Consider the following 25,025-nt stretch of genomic DNA (forward strand, 5'->3'; position numbering starts at 1 on the left):
AGAAAAGGGGAACTTTTCTTCTTTTCCCTCCGCCGGCACTACCCGGATCAGGTCAATGGGTATGTTCTCAGCCCGTCATATTAGGGCACCCCTTAGTTGAAATCGGATGCAAAAGTATCTCTTTTGATCGAAAGGTACAAATAAAGTGGCGGGGAAATGAAATTATTTGTTAATTTTGTCCCTGACTAATAATTAATCATTTATAATCTACAATTAATCATGTTATCATCTTTATTTATGGCGGCATTTGCCGCCCAAACTTCTGAAGAAGGTTTCAGCAAACTTCAGATTTTTATGCAGCAGCTGATAGATTGGGGAGTAGGAGCCGGAGGGCGCATCATAGGCGCTATTCTAATTTTTGTAGTCGGACGGTTCCTTATCTCTTTCATCAAGAAACTTCTGTCTAAGCTTCTTATGAAGCGACATATTGATGCCGGTATTCAGAGCTTCATCAAGAGTCTGGTGAACATACTGTTGACGATCCTGCTGATTATAGCCGTTATCGGTAAGTTGGGAGTGGAAACAACCTCGTTCGCTGCCCTGTTGGCATCTGCCGGTGTGGCGGTGGGTATGGCGTTGTCCGGGAACTTGCAGAATTTTGCAGGCGGACTTATTGTGTTGTTGTTCCGCCCGTTCAAAGTCGGCGACTGGATTGAAAGCCAGGGCGTGTCCGGTACGGTGCGTGAGATCCAGATATTTCATACCATTCTTACTACGGCCGATAACAAAGTTATTTATATTCCTAACGGTGCTTTGAGCAGCGGTACGGTGACTAATTACAGTCGTGAAGAGACGCGTCGTGTGGATTGGGTCATCGGCGTGGAGTATGGTGAGAATTATGATAAGGTAGAAAGTACCGTACGCCGCATACTTGCAGCCGATAGCCGCATCCTGAATACTCCGGAACCTTTCGTGGCCCTTCATGCTTTGGATGCCAGCAGTGTGAATGTCGTGATCCGCGTTTGGGTGAAGAACAGTGATTACTGGGGAGTTTATTTTGATATGAACAAGACTATTTATGCTACATTCAACAAGGAAGGAATCGGGTTCCCGTTCCCGCAGTTGACGGTGCATCAGGCAAAGGATTGATGAACTTTCATAAAGTTTCGGATTTTTTTATATCAAAAGGGAGTTGCACCAAGTGTTACTCCCTTTTGATATAATGTATATGCCCTGTTTTTACCTCCCGTATGTTTCGAGTTCCTCTTCTGTTTCTTCGCAAGTATTTTGTTCCGGATTGAGCAGACGGTTGATCTCTCTCCGTTTGTTCAGGTCTGTGAAATAACTTTCTACTACTGCATACAGATTGAATCCTGTTGTGGAACCTGCTGCCAGTTCCAATGACTCAACCAGCTGTCCTACTGCCCGGTGAATGCGTTTCTTGTCAATGAAATGCAATTCATTACTATGAATCAAGTTCTTTTCCATAATGGTTGCTTCTTTAAATTAGTGCTGTTATAACATTCTGCCGGGCAAGTTAGTTCAGGTACAATGGGATATGGGAGACACAAAATGAACCGGTGGAGGAGAGAAAACCGGCCATCTGATGACTGGTTGCTCAATAAAAAATGATGAGAGGCAGGATGTGGCCTTATTTGAGAGGATTGTCTTGAAAAATATTAATCAATAATTGAGCCACAACCTGAACGCAGAGGCTTTGCCTTCGCTTATGATAATGTCCGATTTGAATGGTGGATGTACTACGACCTTTATCCTTCCTTTAAAAAAGGGAGCTGCCCGGTCAATGGCATCCACGTTAAGAATCATTTGCCGGTTCACACGAAAGAATTGTTCAGGATCCAGTTGTTCTTCCAGTTTATTTAAAGACAGGTCCAGTATATGTTCCCGGCCGCTTGGGGTGACTGCAAACGTCGTCTTTTCTTCCGAATAGAAATAGGCAATATCCTCCACCCGTAACAACCAGAACTCATCGGTTCCGGAAATAAGAAAACGACTTCTATATTTCTTTTCAGGATGTTTCAATGTCTCAAGCAGTGTTTCCATATATTTCTCCGATTTCAGCCATGCCTGACCATGGAGGGTCTCATATTTGGCGATAGCATCCGATAAGCGTTGCTCGTCTACCGGTTTAAGTATATAATCTATGCTGTTTACGGAAAAAGCGCGTATGGCATATTGATCATATGCTGTTGTGAAGATAACGGCTGATTTCGGCTTGGCTGCAGACAGAAAGTCGAAGGCATCTCCGTCTGTAAGATGTATGTCCAGAAAAATCAGTTCGGGATGTTCATGGGAGGCAAACCATTCCACAGCGTCATCCACACTGCCGGGAATAATCTCAATATTCCATTCGGGGCGCAGTGAAGATACCATAGAGTGTAACAGGCGTGCCGCAGGTATCTCATCTTCTATAATGACTGTATTTAGCTTCATTGTATAATCGGTATTTTAACTGTAAAAACAGAATCTTCTTTCTGAATGACAATATTCTTATTCGACATCAGCCGACATCGATTTGACAAATTTTTCAGTCCTATCCCGGACGAGGAGTCCTTTTTTTTCTTTGGAGAAACCGGATTGCTGACTACCAAATATTCATTGTCTATTTCGATGTGGATAGTCATGGGCTTATCGGGGGAAATGGAATTGTGCTTGATCACATTTTCTACCAATAATTGCAGGGTAAGTGGAGGTATCTGCCGTTCCATATATTCGGGGGGAATACGGCAGTCATAACTGATGCAATCGCCCAAACGAACCTTGTGTAGGAACAAGTAGGAATTCATAAAGTCTAATTCTTCTTTTAGCGGGATCAGGTTCCTGTCCTGACATTGGAGAACATAGCGGTATACGGATGATAGGTTTTGGGTAAAGCATACTGCATTGTCCGGATTATATTTTATTTCGGCAATCAGCGTATTCAAGCTGTTAAACAGAAAATGTGGATTCAGCTGGTTTTGCAAGGCAGTATATTTGGCCCGAGAGTTCTCCATCTGCAATTTAGCGGCTTCCTGTTGTAACAACCAGTTAGCTTGCAGGGTACGGTTGGAGAGTAACAGCCCGATGACTACCATTTCTGCCATCCACACGACTATCAGCAAATTCCAACCGCTACGCGAGAAGTTGAATATCGGTTCTACATTTGCCAGAATTTTAGCCGTTACGAATACACCGTAGTTCAACATCAGAAAGAGGAAAATGACACTCATATAGACCATGACGAGCTTCCATTTCCGGAAAGTATTAATAACATACTGCCTGTTTACCCATTCGGACAATCGAAGTGTGGAATATCCCACCAGGTTGAATGCGAGTATGGTGAAGACAACCGCTCCCCATGAATAAAACGCCTCAGCCGTCTTAGGTGAGAAATCCGTATAGTTGGCAATCAGGAAGTAGGAGAAAAGTCCCAGCCCTGAAAATAATAGCATATATGTTATTGTGGTCCATTTCATAGGGGATAAAGATACTATAAATTCTGATGATTTAGTATTTGTTGAGCGCTTTGAGTAGCTCGGAATAATAATTCTGTGCCGAAACCTTGGCATGTACATAGTTCATTTGTGCCAGCTGACGATAGGTTTGGGCATCAATCACCTCAATGACAGAGGACTTACCCTCGTCATAGCGTTCTAAAGCCATTGTTTCATTTTCACAGGCCTTGTCCAGCGAGTTTCTTGTCAGGTTCACTTGTTCTATTGCTTGCCGGAGGGAATTGCGTGCCGTTTGAATCTCCAGGTTTACTCCGTCTGTCACTTTGCTCAGATTTTCAGCTGCCATATCCATTTTGAAGGAAGAAGCCCGTTTCTCATTTCGACGTTTACCCCATTCAAATAATGGCATGGAGACCGTAGCGTATACGGCATAATTGGGATTCATATCCGAATGGAAGTTGTAACCGGGGGAGGAATAACTTCCGTCCATCCCCACATAAAATTGTGGCATATACTTGGAGAGTGTCAGTTTTTTTTCGCTCTCGGCAATCTTTATCTGCTCCATGGCTATCTTCAGTTCCGGACGGACAGAACCGCTATCGCTCCAAAGTGATGCGTCATCTGTCACTACTATCGCTACGCTGTCTTCCACTTCGGTCTGTGATTGGAGTTCCACTCCAATGAGCGAATTGAGGGCCATACGACCGTTCTCCAGGTTTTTCTTGGCTTGCAGGAGTTGGTATTCCGCTTCATTCAGTTTTACCTCCATCATCAGCAAATCCTGTCGGTCTGTGAGTCCGGCTTCGACCCGTTCGCGGATGGTCTGAGTCAAGGAAGATACGGAGTTGCGGTAGTCATCGGATATGCGGACAATCTCCGTACGTGCCACTGTATTCCAATATTGCATATCCGTCTGTAAATAGATGCCAGAACGGATGTATTCTTCCTGAAAGCCGCTGACATTATGCCTGTACTTGGCCATCCGTATGGTCTCCAGCAAGCGTCCTCCCGTATATATGGGTTGCAGCAGGGAGACGGAAGCACCGTATTTCATGTCTTTTCCTTCGAAAGTGACCGGATTACCCATGGAAGGTAAATCCAGCGTCAATTGCAATGGGTTTCCTGTGTACTGGAAGTTAGCTCCTCCGGACAGCTTGGGATATAAATCCTTTTGGGCTGCTTTCTCCAGTTCGAGGCTGGCGGCAATATTTTTATCCGCAGCCTTCAGGTCATGGCTGTATTCAACAGCCATTGACCTGTATTTTTCCAGTAGAGGATTCTGCTGGGATACAGCTACGGAGGAAACACACAATGAAAATAAAACCAGTATATATTTCTTTAACATAATCACGATTCTTTTACTTTATAGAACATAGAATACAAAGCCGGTGTGATGAACAATGTCAGCAGGGTGGCAAAGGTCAGACCGAAAATAATGGTAGCAGCCATGCCGCCAAAGGCAACATCGAACAACAGGGGAACCATACCCAGAATGGTAGTAGTAGCTGCCATCAGTACCGGGCGTGTACGCGATACGGTAGCTTCTATAACTGCCGTATAGGGGATGACCCCATCGTGGCGCTGTACATTGATTTCATCCAGCAGCACAATGACGTTTTTGATGATCATACCCAGCAAGCCTAACCAGCCGGCAATCGGGAAGAACCCGAAATCGAAACCGGTAAGTAGCATACCAACGGCCACTCCGATAAGGGAAAGGGGAAGTATACACAGGATGATACCTGGTTCGCGGAAGTTTCCGAACAAGGCAACCAGAATCACTATCAGCATTAAAAATGCCAATGGGAAAAATTTGGCAAGTGCCTGTAAGCCCTCGTTCTGATCCTTATATTGTGAATCCCAAAAGAAAGTATAACCTTCAGGCAATTCCATGGCTTCAATCTCCTTGCGTATTTCTCCATGGACTTCGGCCATTGTATGTCCCGGCTGTACACCACACATGGCGGCCATGGAGAGTTGGCGGTTGTAGGTACGTATCTGAGGCCATTCCCAAGCGGTTTCCACTCCTTTGGTGACTTGTGACAATGGTGCAGAATGTTTGCCATTCCATACAGAGAGGTTTTCCAATGAGTGTGCATCTGTTACGGAGGTGTTATCAGACTTCAGCAGTACCGGAACTTTCTGTTCGTCATCGCGGTAAATGCCTACGGGAAGTCCATCGCTGACGGATTTTACGGATTGCATCATCTGTGCTTTGGTAATGCCAAGTGCACCAGCTTTGACAGGGTCGTAGATAGGGCGCATAACCAGGGTCATGTTACCCCATTCATTACGTACATCTGCTGCTTTCGGGTTGCGCCGCATAATTGAGGTTGCCACGTTTACCAGTGAATCCAGAACTGCGGCATCCGGACCAAGGAAGCGGGCTTCAATCATCGCTTCCGTCAATGGACTCAGCTCAAATTTGTTGACCTTGATCAGTGGCTCCGGAAACTTCAGCCGGATGGAGTCTTGCAACAGGGCGTGCATGGCTACCGCATCTTTGGAGGTATGACATTTGATGAGTAACTGCGCATAATTGGACTGTGGCCCGAAAGCTATATTGGACAAATAATACCGCGGCGGTGTGCGGCCGATGTAGTTGGAAACCATTTCCACTTCTTCATGTCCCCGTACATAATCTGCCATTTCGTCGGCTATACGGTCTGTCTCATAAATGTTAGTGCCTTCCGGTAGCCACATGTCCATCGTGAAGTATTGTTTGTCCAGTGCAGGAACAAATACTTTCGGTATAAACTTGAAACTCCAAGCTGAAAGTACCAACATCACTACCAGAGAGGCGACTGCCATGGTACGGTGGCGTAGCACCCAACGGAGGGCGTTACGGAATATATTATAGTATTTACCGTCGAAAAGACCGGCTTTTAATTCCTCCGGACGTGGACGGCGTACAAACTCCTGAATGAAGAATGGGGTTTGTGTCAAGGCGAATACCCAGCTGAACATCAGGGAAACTCCGATGACGATGACCAGTGACGAAAGCAATTCTCCGGTGATATGCGGAGAGTAGTATATCGGTAGGAAAGTCAGTATGGCAATGATAGTGGCAGCCAGTAAAGGTAGTGCAGTGGATGAACAGGCACGCATGATGGCAACTCGTTTGCGCATGCCCCGTTCCATATTGACTAACGCCGAATCGGATACCACAATGGCGTTGTCCACCAGCATACCCATGGCGATAATGATTGCGGCCAGTGACATGCGTTGTAAGGCTATGCCTGAAGCCATCATGACTATTAGCGTGGCGAAGATGGAGAATACCAGTCCGCTACCTATCAGAATACCATTCTTGAATCCGATAAAGAACAATAGAATGGCTACTACTGTGAGTACGGAAATAATCAAGTTCAGGATAAATCCCTGATTGGCTATATCCGATTCATATCCTTGATCATAGATGGCAGTCAGTGTAAAGCCTTCAGGCATTGTCTCTTTAAACTTATCAAGCGTGATTTGCACAGCCTTTGCCATATCCACTACGTTGCCGGTGGGGACGGTGGAGATAGCAATACCTATGGCAGGACTTCCGTCAATCCGCATGATGTTGCCCGGAGGGTTTTGGTAGCTTTCTTCTATATTGGCAATGTCGGCCAAACGGAAATGTTCTCCGGTACGTGATACAATAGTTAACTCGCGTATGTCATCCAAAGAGTAAAAATTGCCGGTGGATTCGATTCGGATACGATTGCTGCCAGCATCCACTCCTCCGGCATCCACCACCTTGTTTTGTGCTTCAAATGCATGGGCGATGTCCGCAGTAGTCACTCCACTTTGTGCCATAACAGCCGGGCTGATGGTTACGTCAATAGTAGGTGTCTGCACACCGTAAATCTCCACTTTGGCCACGTCTTTCACCTTCAACAGCTCATTCTTTATCAGCTTGGCTTCGTCTTCCAGCTCACGAAATGAGTAATTGTCACCGGTAAGCCCGTAGAACACGCCCAGCACATCGCCGAAGTCATCGTTGACAATGGAGGCACCTGCTCCGGCGGGTAATTTCCCCTGTACGTCATTCACTTTACGACGCAACTTGTCCCAAAGCTGTTGCATCTCATCTGCACGAATCTCTTTTTTTACATAAACGGTGATCTTGGAAAGACCTGCACGATTTTCCGTTTTCAGGTAATACAGTTCACCCATGGATTGTATGGCTTCTTCCAAAATGTCGGTTACTTGCGTCTGTACTTCCGATGGGGAAGCTCCCGGATAAGGAGTCAGTACCAATGCCTGCTTAATAGTAAAAGGCGCATCTTCCAGTTTTCCCATTTTGATATAGGAAAACAATCCACCTGCCAGTACCAGCGCCAGTAGTAAAATGGTGACGGATCTTTTCTGCAAGAAATATTTTACGAACTTCATAGGTTTATTTTTTAGAGGAGATCTCAACTTCCATGCCGTCCGAAAGGAAACGCAAACCGCTTGTTGCAATAGTCTCATCGGCGGAAAGTCCTTTGGTTATAAGTACCTTGCCACTGGGCAGTAAATCGCCTTTTGTCACCTTGCGCAGACTTACTTTGGAAGTACTTTCGTTGGTTACCCACACAAAGTCACCCACTTCGGGACGGTGGCATAAGGCATACTGTGGGATAACTACACCTGCTTTCTGATCTGTGGAAATATCCATATATACCTTGCCTGACATTCCGGCCAGCAGCTTTCTGTCCGGATTGGGTAATAGTGCGGTTAGCAGGTAGGAAAGATTATTACGGGTAGTGCCTTTGGATACTTCAATTACTGCCGCCTTATAAACTTTGTCGGGATACATGTCGAAACACACTTTCACCGAATCAAGCGATCGGGCTGCGGCTGCCACTTCTTGTGTCACGTATGTTTCGATGCGGAGACGGTCAATGTCTATCAGCGACAAGACAGGCTGTGCAGCTTTTACATCTTGGAACTTCTCTATATATACTTCGCCCACATATCCATTGAAGGGAGCTATGAGACGTGAATCTTCCAGTTCGTTCGAAGCCATGTCAAAGGAGGTCTTGGCCGTAGTATAATCGGCCTTTGTCTTTTCATATTGGCTGGCAGAAATATTGTTCTTTTCATACAATTTCTGTATTCTGTCAAATTCCGTTTTCATCTGTTCATATATGGCTTTAGTCCGTTCTTTGCGTATGCGAAAGTCTCGAGGATCAATCTCGGCGATAATGCTTCCTTGCGAATAATAGTTACCGGAATATACATCGAAGCGGTCTATCGGACCACCTACTCGGAAGGATAATTCCGAAGTACGGTATGGCCGGGAGATGAAAGCATATTCCTTTCCATTCCCACCGGAATATTGAACTGCTTTTTCAGTTTTGACAATCATTCCCGACCGTACTTGTTCATTCTTGCCAGTGCAGGAAACCAACAGTGTAAACACTGTGGACATCCATAAAAATACTTTTATTCTCATGTGTATATCTCTTAATATGTTATATTAACAGCGACAAAAGTATAGAATAAAAAATGCATCTTTCGGTCTAATTTACCCAAGTCGGGAAAACAATACCTGAATACGGAATTGGGGTGATGAAATACGGATTAAGAGGATTTGAATAGGACTAAAATAGGATTAGGTGGCAGTCTGGAAGATTCTTCAATAGATTCGTTTATTCATTGTGATTGGGTCTCATATTTTGTAGTAAAAAGGGAGATTGCCTTGATACTTAAAAGGCAATTTCCCTTTCTTTTATATTGGTAAATTGTAAAACTGAAATCTAATAAATAGGTAACTTTTATCCTTAAATGTGTCCGGGTAAATGCTTGTTGTATGTTGGCATGGTGATGTGGACACTTCGGAAAACGTATGTCTCTCTTAGAGTGTATTATTTATGTAATTTGTTAATTTTATGTATGTGATATACACTCTTGTAGTTGGCAGCAAAGCCTTCGTTTGATTTTCCCATGTCTTCTACCTGTAGTTCAGCGTATACAGGAATTCCGTTTTTCACTCCTTTAGTTATTTTGTCATATTGTTGATAAAGTTTCCCGGTCTTGTCTATGACCCAATAAGCTTCATCGCTTCCTTCAGGAATGAATGACCGGACTTCTGCCCCGATTATCAGTTTTCCCTTTACACTCAATGTTTTTTTTGCTGGAGCAATTAAAGAGGCTGGAATGTTTTCGTTCAGCTTCTTCTGGGATATGGTATCTTCTTTTGCATATCGGAGAATAAGCTCTCCTTTTTTTAATATCAGACTGTCTTGGGTCAGTTTTTCAATATGAAGCGTGTCGGAGAAGGGTAACACCTGGTGGTTGCCCACACTTTTCCCAGAAAGAATTAGGAAAGCTCCTTCCTGTTGCCAGGCTTTATAAGACAGCGTAGCCATATTGACCGATGATGCTTTTCCATCCGCTTCGAGCACAAAGCCCTGCTTGAGTTCCGGTAGCCCGGGGACAGCTTGCATCCATTTACCGACAATGTTTTCATTTTTTCCGCATGCAGTCAGCAATACGGTTGAAAAAACTAATAACGTACATTTTAAATGATTCATTTTTATTCTGCTATTCTTAAAAAAAACTCTGTAATTAATAAAAAGAGAATATCTATAGGCTAATATAGACATTCTCTTTTGAATACTGAATGATTTTACTTTAAAAACGTGAATGAGCAATCTTATGTTGATTCATGTCAAAATTGAAAGTTGTCGGAGCAAAGTCCGAGAGTTCTTGCTGATTTTCTCCTTCTCCAAGCAAAACTTTCGTTGCGGCAAAATTAAATTTCATATTTGCACTTTCAACGGAATATCCGGCTTCTTTGCCAGGTTCGACTTTTACTTCAATAAGTAAGGCTTCCGGATTTTCATTTTCGGTTTCTGATGGTATCGCAACAGACAATTTCAATGATTCCGGATTCAAAACGAATTTAATACTATCTTTGGCCGCTGTGAGCGTAGGTTTGTATCCTACTTTGTAGTTTACGTCACCTACGGCTTCTACAATTTTGTCTGTCAAGGTTTCATCTTTGACGATAGACAAAACAATGTCTTTAATGGGAAATTTCTCAAAATATACGGTATCATTATTAACTGTAGCTGATATATCTACTCCAACCGGCGCTTCTTCATTGTTTTCTTTTTCTGTTGGAGACAAGCTGGAGATAAGCATTTTACCTGTATAATTCCCGAACATTGTTCCCGTTGTGACTTCATCCGGAAGTTGTGGAGTGTTCTCGTCATCATTACTACAAGCTGTGAAACAAAATGAACTGCTAAGTACCAACATTGATACGAATACTCTCATGGGTTTAAAAACTTTTTTCATTTTCTTTAATTTTAAAATTTGATTAATACTGTGCTGCCAATCTATGGCGGCTTTTGCACATTAAATGCAGTTCCCATTTAAATAGCTGCATGATGGGATTGTTAAAAAGAGTTTTTTGTTTGATATACAGTATGATATCTACTGCATTTTTAGAGAGAAACTTATTTCTGTATTTGGGTTTTAATATTCAATTAGTCTCATTTTATATGCTATATTTTCGTTTTTTTGTTTTTAGGATTCCAACTGTCTTTCAAAAAAAACATTGGGGGTAATCCATTCTTTTACAGCTTTATATTTGATCTCTTGTGTATGTTTAATGACATTTTTGATGAACCTATTTGCTTGTTGGTAGGTGAATATTACTTAATTGTCACGTTTTTGTACTTGAAAAGAATATAGTAAGGTTTGTTATTTAGAATATTGTTCGTATATTTGCGAACAATATTCTATGTATGGACGAAAAGAAAGATTATACAGCTACGCAAGAACAGTTGGCGAGATTTGCCAAAGCATTAGGACATCCCGCCAGAATTGCCATTATGCACTTTTTGGCAAAACAGAAAACATGTTACTTTGGGGATATTCATGAAGAACTTCCTATTGCCAAAGCAACCGTATCGCAGCACCTAAAAGAGTTGAAAAATGCGGGACTTATACAGGGAGAGGTTGAAACACCTAAAGTGAAATATTGTATCAACCGAAAGAATTGGCAACTGGCTCGTGAACTCTTTAAGGAGTTTTTCGAGCAATGTATCTGTAAATCGGGGGAGTGTTGCTGATAGTCCCCTTTTTTAATCTTAATGTTCGTTGTTTTACGAATTACATTTAATATGATAAATTTATAAATTATGGAAATTAAAGTATTAGGAACGGGTTGCGCAGGTTGTAAGGCTCTGTATGCAATAGTTACGCAAGTAGTAAAAGAATTAGCCTTGGAAGCGGTAGTAACCAAAGAAGAAGATTTGATGAAGATTATGGAATACAATGTAATGACGCTTCCTGCTCTTGTCGTGGACGGTAAGGTTGTGGCAAAAGGCAAGCTTTCTGCCAAAGAGGTAAAAGATATATTAATCAAGTAAATCTGATTATTATGAAACGCTTTTTATTCTTTACCATTGCTTGTTTGTCTTCTATTTGGGGAATGGCACAGATTGCCACAGATACCTATGTGGAGGTTCTTTATTTTCATGGAAAACAACGTTGTGCAACTTGCAAAGCCATTGATAAACACACGAAAGAAGTAGTTAATGTAGATTTGGCGGAATTGGTCAAAAATGGTAAACTACGTTTCAAAGAAATAGATATTTCAACTCCTGAAGGTGAAAAGCTGGCAGAAAAATATCGTGTAAGCTGGTCATCTCTTTATGTTAATAAATGGGAGAACGGTAAAGAAGAACGTAACGACATGACACGCTTTGGCTTTCAGAATGCCCGAAGCAATACAACGGTATTCAAGAAAGAATTAAAACAGAAAATCAACAGGTTGCTAAAATAACACAGTTTTATGGAATACTTGCAAACATTGTTGGATAATAGTGAGATACCTATTATCACCGCTTTTCTGCTCGGCCTGTTGACTGCTGTAAGTCCTTGTCCATTGGCGACTAACATAACCGCTATCGGATTTATCAGTAAGGATATAAATAACCGTAACCGGATATTTACAAATGGTATTCTATACACTTTAGGGCGTGTGTTGGCTTATTCTGTATTAGGAGCAATACTTATCGCAATACTCCGAAAGGGTGCAGATATGTTTGCCATACAAAAAGGTATCAGCGAATGGGGAGAACTGCTGCTTGCTCCTGCTTTGATGTTGATAGGGTCGTTTATGCTATCCGGAGATAAATTGCAATTACCCAAGTTCGGATTTTCCGCTACTGAAAAAACAGAAAAACTAAAAGGCTCATGGGGTAGTTTGTTGCTGGGGATATTGTTTGCTATGGCATTTTGTCCTACCAGTGGGTTATTTTATTTTGGCATGCTCATTCCCATGTCGGCTATGGAAAGTGAGGGGTATTTGTTACCTGTCATTTTTGCATTGGCAACAGGGCTTCCGGTTATGCTTGTCGCTTGGATTTTGGCATACAGTGTAGCAGGGGTAGGAAAGTTTTATAATCGTGTGCAGACTTTTCAGAAGTGGTTTAATTATATGGTAGCCATACTGTTTATCTTGGTTGGCATTTATTATGGATTGATAAACTTGGATATAATATGAAAATTTTAATTTTATGTACGGGAAATAGCTGTCGCAGCCAAATGGCGCATGGTTTCCTGCAATCGTTTGACAAGGATATACAAGTGTATTCCGCTGGTACGCATCCGGCAGAGAAAGTTAATCCTTTGGCTGTTGAGGCCATGGCAGAAGTTGGTATTGACATAAGCAGGCATATTCCTACCAATGTAACTGCTTATTTAAGTGACACATGGGATTATGTGATAACTGTATGCGGTAGTGCTAACGAAATGTGTCCGGCCTTTGAGGGTAATGTAGGGAAACGGTTGCATATTGGTTTTAATGACCCCTCGGAAGCAATAGGAACAACAGACTTTATCAGAAGCGAATTTGAAAGAGTGCGTAATGAAATCAAGAATGAATTTACCAGGTTCTACATTACAGAGATAAAAAAACAAGAACTGCTTAAATGTGCTTGTAACCGCTAATTTTTGAGGCAGTTTGTTCGTGTTATTACAAACAATAATAGGATTATGGTACAAAGATTTGCAGATTGGTTGGTGTATGATATCTTCGGCTTGGATGCTTCAACAGCTTTAGGGAAAGCTATAAACTTCTTCTTTTACGATACGATAAAGATTTTGATATTATTATTTTTTATCAGTGTGATAATGGGTATTATAAATGCCTATTTTCCGATAGAACGTTTGCGCAATTATTTGACTTCTCGCAAGCTCTATGGATTGCAGTATTTTTTTGCCGCCTTATTTGGCGCTATTACCCCGTTTTGTTCCTGTTCTTCCATACCGCTGTTTATCGGATTCGTGAAAGGTGGCATTCCTTTGGGTGTAACATTTGCCTATCTGATCACCTCACCTTTGGTAAATGAAGTTGCCGTTGCTCTGTTTATCGGCACTTTTGGATTACGTATTACCATTATTTATGTGATTAGCGGTGTTCTGTTGGGTATGGTAGGCGGATTTATCTTAGGTAAGATGAAATTGGAGGCTTATTTGAGTGATTGGGTGAAACAAATACAGCAAAATTCAACTTCCGACTCTGGAATATGGGAAAAAGAGCATACTCCGTTTTTTAGACGACTGCCAGTTATCATGCAAGAAGCATGGGGTATTGTTAGAGGGGTGTTTTTGTATATCCTTATCGGCATTGGTGTCGGTGCGTTTATGCATGGTTATGTGCCGGAAGGATTCTTCGAACAGTATATGTCTAAGGAAAACTGGTTTGCAGTACCTTTATCGGTTATCTTGGCAGTTCCAATGTATGCCAATGCTGCTGGAATAGTGCCGGTAATTGAAGTATTTGTAGCTAAGGGGATTCCCATAGGAACGGCAATCGCTTTTATGATGGCGGTAGTTGGGCTTTCACTTCCTGAAGCCACATTGTTAAAGAAGGTAATGACATGGCGTTTAATTGGAATTTTTTTTGGAGTGATTACCTTGTTTATTGTTATGTTGGGTTATCTCTATAATATTATTTTGTAACACACTATGGATTTGTAGTATGTTACATCTACAGTTGTTTCCGTTCTTGGTTTACATCTCGGTTTAACTGAATCATGTAAACCAGCGTAATTTAGGCATAAAAAAAGAGAGTTACTTTTGTGTAACTCTCTGATTTTCTGGTGATCCGCTTGGGGCTCGAACCCAAGACCCCAACATTAAAAGTGTTGTGCTCTACCTGCTGAGCTAGCGAATCAATCCTTTATTGCTGTTAAGCGGGTGCAAAGATAGGCACTTTTATTGAATATGCAAGGGATACGGTGAAAAAAGTTTGCATTATTCTATCTGTTTTTTCTCTCTTATCTGATTATCAGCCGGTTCCGCTTTGTGAATATTTTCTTTGTTAATGATGAAACGCTGATAATAGGAAAGCATTAGTGTTGTGAGTGGGAGTGCGATAATCATTCCTAACATTCCCATTAATGATCCCCATATGGAAAGAGACAAGAGAATGATGGCTGGATTTAATCCTGTGATTTTTCCCATGACGCGCGGTACGATAAATCCGTCCTGAATGGCTTGTACAATAATGAATACTGCTATAGCTGAGGCTATGATTATCCAAAAGTTTCCACCGGTATCGGATGCTTTTAGGATTGCCAGTACGATAGTAGGAACAAATCCAATGACCTGAAGATAGGGAACCATGTTCAATGCTCCGATAAACAGACCGAGACCTATCGCTAAAGGGAAGTCTATAATGAGGAAACCTATACTAAATAAGATTCCGACACATAATGCAACAAAAGCCTGTCCGCGGAAGTACCTGTTCATGCCTGTTTTTATGTCGTTTAGTATGCTTATTGTGAAAGGACGGTATTTTATGGGCACGAGGTGTGTCCAGCCTTCGGCAATACTTTCATAATCCAATAAGATGAAAATGACATATAGTAAAATGAGAAATATGGTAAATACACTGAATAGTAGATCAATAGAATCTGATAATAAAGACCATAACCGGGGAACTGCTTCTTTTAGCGCATCCAGCAGGTTTTCTTTATTGAATAGTTCAGTGATGAATTTTGCGTCAATATTATCTCGCAAGAATTCGGAAAGCGAGGTGGGTACATTGCTATTGTATGTTCCATGAGAAAAGTATTGGATTAATAAGGCTTGTACTCTGCCGAATTCTTGTATCATAGGCGGCACTAACAGATAGAAAGCCCCGGCACCTATAATCAGAATAGTGAACAATGCGCAGAATATGGAGACAATTCTGTTTTTGAACTTTAGCTTGTATTGGAATAGTGTGACTAACGGGTATACCAAATAGGCTATGAGCCAAGCAATAAAAAAAGGTAATAGAACGCTACTTAGACGCTTCAGAAGCATTAATAGACCAATTATAATAACCCCTAAAATGACACCGCGGATGAAACTGTCGAAAGTGATCTTTTTACGTTCCATAATCCTGTTTTTTATTACTGTTGGTTTGTTGTTTGTTGATCTTCCTTTATAGCCTGTAAATAACACTCTCGGCATAAAGGTTCATATTCTGCGGTTTCACCCAGCAGTACTTGTTTGTCGTTTTTTACGGTACGGTGGGAAAATGATGCAAGTTGACCGCATTTTACGCAGATAGCATGTACTTTGGATACTTCGTCGGCAATAGCACACAATCCCGGCATGGGGCCAAAAGGATTTCCGCGAAAGTCCATATCCAAACCGGCTACAATTACGCGTATGCCATTGTTGGCAAGTTGGTTACATACATCAATCAGGCCTTCGTCAAAGAACTGTGCTTCATCGATGCCTACCACGTCTATTTCAGAAGTGAATAGCAGAATACTTGCCGATGAGTCTATTGGAGTAGAAGAAATGGTGTGGCTGTCATGCGATACAACATCTGCTTCCGAATAGCGTGTATCTATCGCAGGTTTATATATTTCCACACGTTGCTTGGCAAATTTAGCACGTTTCAAACGACGTATCAGTTCTTCGGTTTTACCGGAGAACATAGAGCCGCATATAACTTCAATTCTTCCTCTACGTTTAGTCTCTTGTATGTGATCTTCCGAGAATAATACCATGTTTTAAAGTGTTATATTAAGTCGCAAAATTAATCATTTTGTTTGCTCACTGGCATTTTTTTCATTATTTATTTCTACATTTGTACCATTTAATACGAACGGAAAAGGATATGCAAGTATTATTGAAAGATATAGAACTGGATGTACAGGAATTGAAATGTTTGATACAGTCGATGTCCACTGATACTAACCCTGTTTTGAAGATAGTTGCCAAAAGGAGTATTTATCAGATGAAAGAACGGTTGGATGCACTGACTGCACTGCTGGACGCTACTTTTGTGATTACTCCGGCTAAACAATCGGCTTCTACTGTTGTAAAGACAGACTTGGAACATAAAGCTGTTGCCGATCTTACAAAGGAAGTTCCGGCTGAGACGGTTTTCATGCAGGATGATGAAGTTCCCGCTCCGCAGATTTTAGCCGAACGTATAAAACCGGCTATAGACCTATGTCATGCCATCAGCCTGAATGATTCGTTCCGTTTTACTCGTGAGTTGTTCAATGGGGATACGGCACGTATGAACGAAATAGTGGGGCAGCTGGGTAAGGCTTCTTCATTGGAGGAGGCTATGTCTGTTTTTATGTCAAAGGTACAACCGGATGAAGAGAATGAGGCGGCTATTGATTTTGTAGAACTTCTCAAGAAGTATTTCAGTTAAGATAGCGGATATGGGAAAACTTTATGTAGTACCTACACCGGTAGGAAATTTGGAAGATATGACTTTCCGAGCTATTCGTATCCTGAAAGAAGCGGATCTGGTGTTGGCCGAAGATACGCGTACTTCAGGAATATTATTGAAGCACTTCGAGATAAAGAACGTAATGCAGTCTCATCATAAATTTAATGAACATAAAACGGTAGAAAGTGTTGTAAATAGAATAAAGGGCGGTGAGACTGTTGCATTAATTTCGGATGCCGGTACTCCAGGAATTTCTGATCCGGGTTTTTTGGTGGTTCGCGAATGTGTCCGTAATGGTATAGAGGTGCAATGTTTGCCGGGAGCTACGGCTTTCGTTCCGGCATTGGTGGCTTCAGGATTGCCAAATGAGAAGTTCTGTTTCGAGGGTTTTCTTCCTCAGAAAAAAGGTCGGATGACACGCTTGAAAAGGCTGGCAGAAGAACATCGAACAATGGTTTTCTATGAGTCTCCCCATCGGTTGGTAAAAGCGTTGACGCAGTTTTCTGAACATTTTGGGGCGGAACGGCAGGCGTCTGTCTCTCGTGAGATATCCAAGATACATGAAGAGACAATACGAGGCACTCTCACCGAATTGGTAGAACATTTTACTGCCAACGAACCGCGTGGTGAAATAGTAATTGTAGTAGCAGGAATAGACGATTAAATAACTTCATTAACAAAACGTAAAACAAAAGCGTATGAAAAAGTTAGCAGTTTTAATTGTGTGTGCAGCCGTAATGGCTTCATGTGATAGCTTTTCTGGTGGCAGTAAAGACCAGTTGAAAGCTGAAAACGATTCTCTTTTAATGGAATTGACTCAGCGTAATGCTGAACTGGATGAGATGATGGGGACTTTCAATGATATTTCGGAAGGATTTCGCCAAATAAATGCGGCAGAGAGCCGGGTGGATTTGCAACGTGGAGCAGTGGCAGAGGGTTCTCTGAATGCAAAGCAACAGATAGCATCGGATATTGAATTCATTCGCAAACAGATGGAGGAAAACAAAGAACAGATTGCTAAACTGCAGGCTATGCTGAAAAATAGCAAAACAAACTCTTCTCAATTGAAGAAAGCTGTTGAATCTTTGACGCAAGAGTTGAATGCAAAAACTCAGCGTATCGAAGAACTACAGGCAGAACTGGCTTCCAAGAATATTCGTATTCAGGAATTGGATGCCGCTGTAACAGATTTAAATGCGGTTAAGAGTGAACTGACTGCAGAAAATGAAGCGAAAGCTAAGACTGTGGCAGAACAGGACAAGGCACTTAATACTGCGTGGTTTGTGTTCGGTACAAAGAAAGAACTGAAAGATCAGAAGATTTTGAGTGGATCCGGCCTGTTCAAGAAAGGATCAGTACTGAAAGACGGTGATATCAATAAGGATTATTTTACTCAAATTGATATTCGTACCACCAAAGAAATAAAGCTGTATTCTAAAGATGCTGATGTTCTGACTACTCATCCAACAGGCTCTTATGCTTTGGAAAAAGATGATAAAGGTTTGCTGACTTTGAGAATAACCAACCCGAAAGAGTTTTGGAGTGTCTCCAAGTATTTGGTAATTCAGGTGAAATAGTTACTTGATTGATAATTGGATAGGGCTGTTTCAAAAGTGCGTTTGTGAATCTGCTTTTGAAACAGCCTTTTTTATTATTCTTTTTATGTCTTATAAAAATCTTTTTTTTGATTTAGACGATACGCTTTGGGCCTTTTCTCTTAACGCTCGTGATACATATGAGGAGATGTATTGGAAATATGAGTATAATCGTTTCTTTGATTCTTTCGAACATTATTATTCGCTTTACCACCATCGTAATCTGGAACTGTGGGCTGAATATGCCGATGGAAAGGTGACGAAAGAAGAATTAAATCGTCAACGTTATCTCTATCCTCTTAAAGCTGTAGGAATATGTGATTCTGCTTTGGCAAAGGCATATGAAAAAGATGCTCTGGCTGCTATTCCTACCAAAAGCAAATTGATGCCTCATGCGCGTGAGGTGTTGGAATATCTTTCATCCAAATACAATTTGTATATTCTTTCAAATGGTTTTAAGGAACTCCAGTCTCATAAAATGCATTCGTCAGGGATTGATAAATATTTCAAGAAGATAGTCCTTTCCGATGATATTGGAGTTTTAAAGCCTTGGCCGGAGATCTTTTATTTTGCCCTTTCGGCAACCCAATCCGAGCTGAAAGATTCGTTGATGATTGGGGATAGTTGGGAAAATGATATAGCTGGAGCTGCCGGAGTAGGGATGCATCAGGTGTTTTATAACTTGTCCGGTCGTATGGACTTACCTTTTATGCCTACTTATCAGATTTCTGATTTGAAAGAGTTGTTGGATTTATTGTAACATTGATAGATTAGTTGTACTTTTGTTTCTAATGATAACCGTATAAAACTACCATTATGGAGACTCTTATTCCTTTTGCTTTGTTGTGTTTTACCTCTTTCTTTACGTTGACTAATCCTTTGGGCACAATGCCTGTTTTTTTGACGATGACGCAGGGAATGACGGATAAAGAACGTCGTTCCATTGTCAGTCGTGCAACTTTAGTGTCATTTATAACTTTGATGGTCTTTGTTTTTGCCGGACAGTTTCTTTTTAAGTTTTTCGGAATTTCTACAAATGGATTTCGAATTGCTGGCGGTGTTATCATTTTCAAGATAGGTTTTGATATGTTGCAAGCACGTTATACTCCCATGAAGTTAAAAGATGAGGAGATCAAAACGTATGCGGATGATATCTCAATAACTCCCTTGGGTATTCCGATGTTGTGTGGACCTGGGGCGATAGCAAATGCAATCGTATTGATGCAAGATGCACATTCTTTTGAAATGAAAGGGATACTTATAGGTACTATTGCCCTTATTTATTTTCTTACTTTTTTGATATTGAGAGCTTCTACTCGTTTGGTTAATATATTGGGTGAAACCGGTAATAACGTGATGATGCGTTTGATGGGGTTGATTTTGATGGTGATTGCTGTGGAATGTTTTGTCAGCGGAATGAAGCCTATATTGGTGGATATAATTAAAGAAGGGTGCTTGGAGATGATTAAATAATAGGGTAATTCTATTATAAAAAATCCCTTTATTCTAGCGATTTATGAAAATGCAAACTAAAATAAAGGGATTTGTTAATTGGGTTATTTACCTCCGTTTATCCATGTCTTTTCAGAATAGATATAAGAACCGTCGCCATAGGCCTTTTTCACATTCGGATTGCCGATGACTGCGCTGTTGCCGTAGGGTAGACGTTCTGGGTAACGGTTGATACCGCTTTGGGCATTTCTCGGATTAGTCAGTATTACATACTCTTCACCCATTGCTTTCAAACGACGTAAGTCGTTGTAAGTTTCTACTTGTTCATCCAGTGCTTGTGCCACATACTTCTGTTCGAAAAGTTTTTGGAGTGTCGGTGCACCCAAAGACGATGCATAGGCTTTTGCTGTTGTTGCAGCAGCTGGCACAGTGGTTTCATCTCCAAACCAAGTCAGAATTTCCGTAACAGAAGCCTCTACTGCTTTTTGATACGCTGAGGTGGCGTCAACGTTTGAACGCAGCTGAACTTCTGCTTGAATAAAATAGAGTTCGGCTTTACTCATGATATGAATGGGTTGTGAACCGAACAAATACCACGTTGGCTGATATTTCATTACTCTGGCGTCATCTACTGTCTTAGCAATAGTTTCATCTCCCGGAATATAAGCTTCTCCTAAAGCATTCAGATAATAATCTAAACGAGGGTCATCTGTAGCTTCCATCAGACTTGATACTGTCTTTGAAGGTGCTGTGTATTGACGGCTGAAAACATAGGCGCTCCATGGATTGTCGCATGTGGAACCATTAAATCCTGTAACCGTAAATCCTTCGAATCCATTGTCTATTGCTTGTTGTACGGATGTTGCTACTTCGGAAAGTACATTAGGTTCTACCGCCAGCTTATGTAACAGGTAGCGTGCTTTCAGAGCATGAGCGGCTGCCAGCCACTTAGATGCGGCCCCTTTGTAGGCAATGTCTTGGTTGCCGGCATTGGTCATACTTTTACCTTTTTCCAAGTTATCGATAGCCTTGTCGAGTGTAGCCAAAATGCCGGTATATACATCTTTCTGTGCATCTAATTTGGGTTGTAGGTTGCCTTGTCCTTGTACAGCTTCGCTATAAGGGATGTCGCCGAACATATCAGTCAGGACACCGAAGTTTACGGCTTCTAATATTTGTGCCATTCCCAGTATATCAAACTGTCCTACATTACCCGGTACCTCATTCTCTATTTTGCTCTGCATTTGGCGTATATTCTGCAAGTTGCCATAGGTGGAGTTCCATACATTATTAAAGGTCGTAGAAGCTGCCCATTCGCTTGAGTTGCGCATTTCGGCAAACATTAATTGGTTGTTTCCCATACCTACCTCTTGTTCGTTGAGTGAGGAAAGATAAAAGGCGAAGTCGCCCGATACGGTACTGAAACCTGTGGACATAATAGCGTCTGTCAATTGGAGTGCTGCTGGAACAGCTTCCGGTGACGGGTGTTCATTGTCCTTGTTGATACGGTCAAATGCATCTTCCGTACATGCTGTCAGGCCAAAGAGAACCACCGTCAAAGTCATGAATATGTATTTTTTCATAATCAAAATCTTTATGTTGTATGTTTAGAAATTAATAGTAAGACCACCACCGAAGCTGGATGTATTAGGAACAGAGAATCGTTCGAAGTATCCGCTCATGTTGTTGTTACCTTGCGACGACTCTGGATCGAAGTTCGGCAAGTTGGCCCAAATAAGCACGTTACGGGCAAAACCGTAAATCGAAATGTCGAAGATGCCGAGTTTGGGCAATTGATAAGTTAATGTCAGGTCACGCAACTTGACGAAACTCGTATCATAAATACCGGATTCGGTGATATTGTAATAAGCCTGATAGTAATCGGCCTTATTCACTTCAATTGTATTAGGCTGTCCTGTTACCTCATCTATACCTTCGGCAATCATACTTCCTTCGTGGTAGGGGAGCGATTCTTTGGTGGTACCGAAATAGTTCAATGTCATGTTTGTTCCATGATACATCTTTCCACCTTGTTGCCAACTCCATGTGGTAGAGAGTGAAAGACGTTTGTAGCGACCACCTAGTGTAAAACCGGTAGTGAAGTCGGGAGAACAGTTACCCAAATCTTGGCTATTGCCCGAAGATTGGGGCAGACCGTTTAATAACAGCAAGTTTCCAGCCTCATCGCGCTTGAAGCCCAAACCATATATATTCGGATAGGTACATCCTGCCTGGGCACGAACTTGCGGTTCAACGAACCCACCCAGCATAATGGATTCCACACCTGGAGCCAGCTCTATAACCTTGTTATTAACTTTCGTAAAGTTGATACCTAAATTTAGGTCGAAGTCTTTGGCTTGCAGAATAGCAGTATTAATAGAAAGTTCGTGAGCATGTGTACGCATCTTTCCAGCGTTTGTCAACATCTCCTGATAGCCTGTCGCTCCATCTACGGGTACATAGAATATCTGATCTTCTACATTCTGTAAACTGTATGTGTATTCCACTTTCAAGCGACTACCGAAGAAGTGCAAGTCGGCACCTATTTCGTAGTTGGTTGTATTTTGTGGTTTCAATCCTTCATCATATACTCGGTAGTAGGGTCTGAAAGTAGATACTCCACTGGGAAGAGGGTAGGTAACCGGATAGTAAGAATACATACCTCCGCCGTAAGTCGGGGTGTAATAATAGTTGGCATAATAATTACCAGCCTGACCTACCTGTGCGAATGAAGCGCGGAGTTTACCGTAGTTCAATATTTTATTATTCTGCAAGAAAGGTAATTTGGTGAATTCCCAGCCTAATGATACCGAAGGATAGAAGAAGCTGCGACTACCGCGTGGCATGGTCGACACATAGTCATTACGTCCGGTTACGGTCAGGTACACCTGATCTTGCCATGACATTGAAAGGCTTCCGAAAAAACCCACAGTACGTTCCTGTCGCTTATACTCGCTGGATGTTAGTGAAGTAGCGTTTCCGATATTAGTAAAACCGGGGAAGTTAAAGTTACTGCCGTAATAATCCCAGTTACGGATGCTCTCATGATTGAATTCGTTACCTAATATTACGTTTAGTCTCCATTCGTCACTTTTACCGAATTTACCGTCAAAGTTAACTGTAAACAGGTTATTGAATACATTGTGCTGAGAACCGTAATTTTCTATATCTCCACCTTTCAATGATGATGTACTGCCCATTTCACGTATGGTGGCATAATCTGACGTCCAGATGTCAAGACCGGCCTGTTCTCTTATCTTGAGGGAGAAGTTCTCTCCTAAACCTAAATTTGGCTGATATTCCAAATAAGTATTGCCAAAAGCACGGTTGGTATGCTGAAGGTATTCGTTATGTTCCGCCCACCAATAAGGATTGGTAAATGAAGTGGAACGGAATAATATCTGGTTCGTTGGATTTCCCGGTTCGTGATTGGGAATTCCTTTCAAATCATATTCGGCTGGGGCTGAATAAACTACATTCATGATACCATCGTTGGCACCAGGTGCGGAAGTGATTTTGGTAGATGAGTAGTTTATGGAGAATCCTGTATTCCACTGTGGATTGATTTTCCAGTCTACCAATCCACGTGCTCCCCAACGATCCATTCCTGTTGAAGGAATGATACCATTTTGGTGTGAATTGTTCACGCCGAAAGAATAGTTTATTCCGTTGATACTTTGTGACAGATTTACGTTGGTGTTTTCAGTAAATCCAGTGCCTAGGAAGTCTCCCACATTATCATAAATCTGTGGTGTTGTCCAGCCGCTCAAACCTGCTTGTGCACGCTTAGGGTTGTAATATTGTCCTTCGTGCATACCATCTGTCGCCGTATATTGGTTGTTCATGTTTCCACCATATTTAGGGTCGTTGGCCAGTTCGCTGATTTTCGGTCCCCAAGTCATGGAAGAAGTCGGATCATATCCTGCGGTAATACTGTTACCTTGCGAATATATATTTTGGCGTTCGAATTTACGTGAAACTCGCTGTGCGCTCAGGTTTGTTGAAATCGTCACACTTGGCTTGTTCATATTGTTTTTGGAACCACGCTTGGTTGTGATCACAATTACGCCGTTGGATGCACGAATACCATACAATGCGGATGCTGCCTGTCCTTTCAGTACATTTACCGACTCTATATCTTCAGGATTGATATCGATGCTGCGATCGGCATAGTTGGCGCCTGTCACAGAATTTCCGGTATCAAAGTCGGCAGTTGTGTTTATCGGCATGCCATCTATTACATATAGCGGTTGGTTGTTGCCGTCGAACGAACGAGCACCACGAATTATAATCTGAGAAGAAGCGCCCGGTGCACCCGATGACTGACGGATGTCTACACCTGTCAGTTTACCTTGTATCGCACTAGCAAGCGATGTCGTTCCTGCTTTGTTCAATTGTTCTGAATTCAAATCCTGTGCCGCATAACCCAATGCTTTACGGTCGCGTTTGATACCCATAGCAGTTACCACAACTTCATCAAGTTGTTCGGCATCTGATTTGAGTATTACTCTTACATTTGGTTTAATTGCAACTTCCTGTGTTTGCATACCAACGAACGAAACACGCAAAGTCTTCGCAGAACTATCTAGTATGTAAATTGCTGTAGATGAATCATTTATAAATATTAATAAATTCATGCTATTTGCCTAAAACGTCAATAGGGCATATTCTAGTAAGTATTTACAAAATCGCTAAGTTACTCGTGTGTTACCACTTCTATAATTAAAACTCTAGTTTTTAATATGTTATGTATATTGATAACTCATATTATAATTATCAAAATATACCTTAGTCTTTCACTGAACCATTTTTGTAAATAAAAAGCAATACAAGCAATGGTGGTTAGCAAAAAAGAAACATACCATGATAAAAGCTGTAAACTAAGATTTATGTCAAAATAAA

At 41.6% G+C, this 25,025-nt stretch carries 24 protein-coding genes, 1 tRNA gene and 1 riboswitch; of the genes, 12 read left to right on the forward strand and 13 right to left on the reverse strand.

What is annotated here, in order from left to right:
• Positions 1-6: 6 nt before the first annotated feature.
• A riboswitch (TPP riboswitch) is annotated at positions 7-103 on the reverse strand.
• A gap of 134 nt (positions 104-237) precedes the next feature.
• Complete coding sequence (locus tag NQ546_RS05315) at positions 238-1,089, forward strand: mechanosensitive ion channel family protein (RefSeq protein WP_004288991.1); 852 nt, start codon at positions 238-240, stop codon at positions 1,087-1,089.
• A 90-nt stretch (positions 1,090-1,179) separates the two neighbouring features.
• Here the strand turns inward: NQ546_RS05315 and NQ546_RS05320 are convergent, their stop codons facing one another.
• The 8 genes from NQ546_RS05320 to NQ546_RS05355 all read right to left on the reverse strand — a co-directional run bounded on the left by NQ546_RS05320 (position 1,180) and on the right by NQ546_RS05355 (position 10,670).
• Complete coding sequence (locus tag NQ546_RS05320; protein WP_004288992.1) at positions 1,180-1,428, reverse strand: hypothetical protein; 249 nt, start codon at positions 1,426-1,428, stop codon at positions 1,180-1,182.
• Between the two features lie 195 nt (positions 1,429-1,623).
• A complete protein-coding gene (locus NQ546_RS05325) occupies positions 1,624-2,394 on the reverse strand; it encodes a LytR/AlgR family response regulator transcription factor (protein WP_004288993.1) in 771 nt (256 codons plus the stop codon).
• Complete coding sequence (locus NQ546_RS05330) at positions 2,391-3,416, reverse strand: sensor histidine kinase (RefSeq protein ID WP_004288994.1); 1,026 nt, start codon at positions 3,414-3,416, stop codon at positions 2,391-2,393. Before NQ546_RS05330 ends, NQ546_RS05325 begins: the two co-directional genes overlap by 4 nt.
• Positions 3,417-3,447: 31 nt before the next feature.
• Positions 3,448-4,740: a TolC family protein gene (locus NQ546_RS05335; RefSeq protein WP_039953077.1), complete on the reverse strand. Its 1,293-nt coding sequence runs from the start codon at positions 4,738-4,740 to the stop codon at positions 3,448-3,450.
• Between the two features lie 2 nt (positions 4,741-4,742).
• On the reverse strand, positions 4,743-7,775 hold the full coding sequence (locus tag NQ546_RS05340; protein WP_004288996.1) for an efflux RND transporter permease subunit: 3,033 nt from the start codon (positions 7,773-7,775) through the stop codon (positions 4,743-4,745).
• A 4-nt stretch (positions 7,776-7,779) separates the two neighbouring features.
• Positions 7,780-8,820, reverse strand: coding sequence for an efflux RND transporter periplasmic adaptor subunit (locus NQ546_RS05345; RefSeq protein WP_004288997.1), 1,041 nt, complete (start codon positions 8,818-8,820; stop codon positions 7,780-7,782).
• A 412-nt stretch (positions 8,821-9,232) separates the two neighbouring features.
• Positions 9,233-9,901, reverse strand: coding sequence for a lipocalin-like domain-containing protein (locus NQ546_RS05350; RefSeq protein WP_039953079.1), 669 nt, complete (start codon positions 9,899-9,901; stop codon positions 9,233-9,235).
• A 100-nt stretch (positions 9,902-10,001) separates the two neighbouring features.
• Positions 10,002-10,670 (reverse strand): DUF4840 domain-containing protein, encoded by a 669-nt coding sequence (locus NQ546_RS05355; RefSeq protein WP_004288999.1) that lies wholly within the window; start codon positions 10,668-10,670, stop codon positions 10,002-10,004.
• Between the two features lie 452 nt (positions 10,671-11,122).
• Here NQ546_RS05355 and NQ546_RS05360 point away from each other — a divergent pair, with 452 nt between their 5' ends.
• From NQ546_RS05360 to NQ546_RS05385, 6 genes are all read left to right on the forward strand, one after another.
• Positions 11,123-11,449, forward strand: coding sequence for an ArsR/SmtB family transcription factor (locus NQ546_RS05360; protein ID WP_004289000.1), 327 nt, complete (start codon positions 11,123-11,125; stop codon positions 11,447-11,449).
• Between the two features lie 69 nt (positions 11,450-11,518).
• Entirely contained in the window at positions 11,519-11,749 is a 231-nt protein-coding gene (locus NQ546_RS05365; RefSeq protein ID WP_004289001.1) for a thioredoxin family protein, read from the forward strand.
• Between the two features lie 11 nt (positions 11,750-11,760).
• Positions 11,761-12,165, forward strand: coding sequence for a nitrophenyl compound nitroreductase subunit ArsF family protein (locus NQ546_RS05370; RefSeq protein WP_004289002.1), 405 nt, complete (start codon positions 11,761-11,763; stop codon positions 12,163-12,165).
• A 9-nt stretch (positions 12,166-12,174) separates the two neighbouring features.
• Positions 12,175-12,888 (forward strand): aromatic aminobenezylarsenical efflux permease ArsG family transporter, encoded by a 714-nt coding sequence (locus NQ546_RS05375; protein WP_004289003.1) that lies wholly within the window; start codon positions 12,175-12,177, stop codon positions 12,886-12,888.
• Positions 12,885-13,334 (forward strand): arsenate reductase ArsC, encoded by a 450-nt coding sequence (locus NQ546_RS05380; RefSeq protein ID WP_004289004.1) that lies wholly within the window; start codon positions 12,885-12,887, stop codon positions 13,332-13,334. Before NQ546_RS05375 ends, NQ546_RS05380 begins: the two co-directional genes overlap by 4 nt.
• Before the next feature lie 45 nt (positions 13,335-13,379).
• A complete protein-coding gene (locus tag NQ546_RS05385) occupies positions 13,380-14,348 on the forward strand; it encodes a permease (RefSeq protein WP_115615963.1) in 969 nt (322 codons plus the stop codon).
• 138 nt (positions 14,349-14,486) lie between these two features.
• Here the strand turns inward: NQ546_RS05385 and NQ546_RS05390 are convergent.
• The 3 genes from NQ546_RS05390 to NQ546_RS05400 all read right to left on the reverse strand — a co-directional run bounded on the left by NQ546_RS05390 (position 14,487) and on the right by NQ546_RS05400 (position 16,396).
• Positions 14,487-14,562 (reverse strand) — tRNA-Lys (locus tag NQ546_RS05390).
• An 80-nt stretch (positions 14,563-14,642) separates the two neighbouring features.
• Positions 14,643-15,773 carry an AI-2E family transporter gene (locus tag NQ546_RS05395; RefSeq protein WP_004289006.1) on the reverse strand — a complete coding sequence of 377 codons (1,131 nt, stop codon included), beginning with the start codon at positions 15,771-15,773 and terminating at the stop codon, positions 14,643-14,645.
• Between the two features lie 14 nt (positions 15,774-15,787).
• Positions 15,788-16,396 carry a thymidine kinase gene (locus NQ546_RS05400; protein ID WP_004289007.1) on the reverse strand — a complete coding sequence of 203 codons (609 nt, stop codon included), beginning with the start codon at positions 16,394-16,396 and terminating at the stop codon, positions 15,788-15,790.
• A 110-nt stretch (positions 16,397-16,506) separates the two neighbouring features.
• Between NQ546_RS05400 and NQ546_RS05405 the strand changes: the two genes are divergently transcribed.
• The 5 genes from NQ546_RS05405 to NQ546_RS05425 all read left to right on the forward strand — a co-directional run bounded on the left by NQ546_RS05405 (position 16,507) and on the right by NQ546_RS05425 (position 20,144).
• Entirely contained in the window at positions 16,507-17,055 is a 549-nt protein-coding gene (locus NQ546_RS05405; protein ID WP_004289008.1) for a hypothetical protein, read from the forward strand.
• 10 nt (positions 17,056-17,065) lie between these two features.
• Positions 17,066-17,740 carry a 16S rRNA (cytidine(1402)-2'-O)-methyltransferase gene (gene rsmI, locus NQ546_RS05410; RefSeq protein ID WP_004289009.1) on the forward strand — a complete coding sequence of 225 codons (675 nt, stop codon included), beginning with the start codon at positions 17,066-17,068 and terminating at the stop codon, positions 17,738-17,740.
• 34 nt (positions 17,741-17,774) lie between these two features.
• Positions 17,775-18,653 carry a Cbp1 family collagen-binding glycoprotein adhesin gene (locus NQ546_RS05415; protein ID WP_004289010.1) on the forward strand — a complete coding sequence of 293 codons (879 nt, stop codon included), beginning with the start codon at positions 17,775-17,777 and terminating at the stop codon, positions 18,651-18,653.
• An 85-nt stretch (positions 18,654-18,738) separates the two neighbouring features.
• The gene (locus NQ546_RS05420) at positions 18,739-19,431 is read left to right on the forward strand and encodes a YjjG family noncanonical pyrimidine nucleotidase (protein WP_004293701.1); all 693 of its coding nucleotides are present in this window, start codon (positions 18,739-18,741) and stop codon (positions 19,429-19,431) included.
• 53 nt (positions 19,432-19,484) lie between these two features.
• Complete coding sequence (locus NQ546_RS05425) at positions 19,485-20,144, forward strand: MarC family protein (RefSeq protein WP_171031116.1); 660 nt, start codon at positions 19,485-19,487, stop codon at positions 20,142-20,144.
• 83 nt (positions 20,145-20,227) lie between these two features.
• Here NQ546_RS05425 and NQ546_RS05430 read toward each other — a convergent pair whose 3' ends face one another.
• Together NQ546_RS05430 and NQ546_RS05435 are read right to left on the reverse strand one after the other, a co-directional pair.
• Positions 20,228-21,706, reverse strand: a complete 1,479-nt coding sequence (locus NQ546_RS05430; RefSeq protein ID WP_004289013.1) for a SusD/RagB family nutrient-binding outer membrane lipoprotein — start codon at positions 21,704-21,706, stop codon at positions 20,228-20,230.
• A 24-nt stretch (positions 21,707-21,730) separates the two neighbouring features.
• Positions 21,731-24,760 carry a SusC/RagA family TonB-linked outer membrane protein gene (locus tag NQ546_RS05435; protein ID WP_259812401.1) on the reverse strand — a complete coding sequence of 1,010 codons (3,030 nt, stop codon included), beginning with the start codon at positions 24,758-24,760 and terminating at the stop codon, positions 21,731-21,733.
• Between the last annotated feature and the right edge of the window lie 265 nt (positions 24,761-25,025).

This window comes from Bacteroides eggerthii (assembly GCF_025146565.1).
Taxonomy (GTDB): domain Bacteria; phylum Bacteroidota; class Bacteroidia; order Bacteroidales; family Bacteroidaceae; genus Bacteroides; species Bacteroides eggerthii.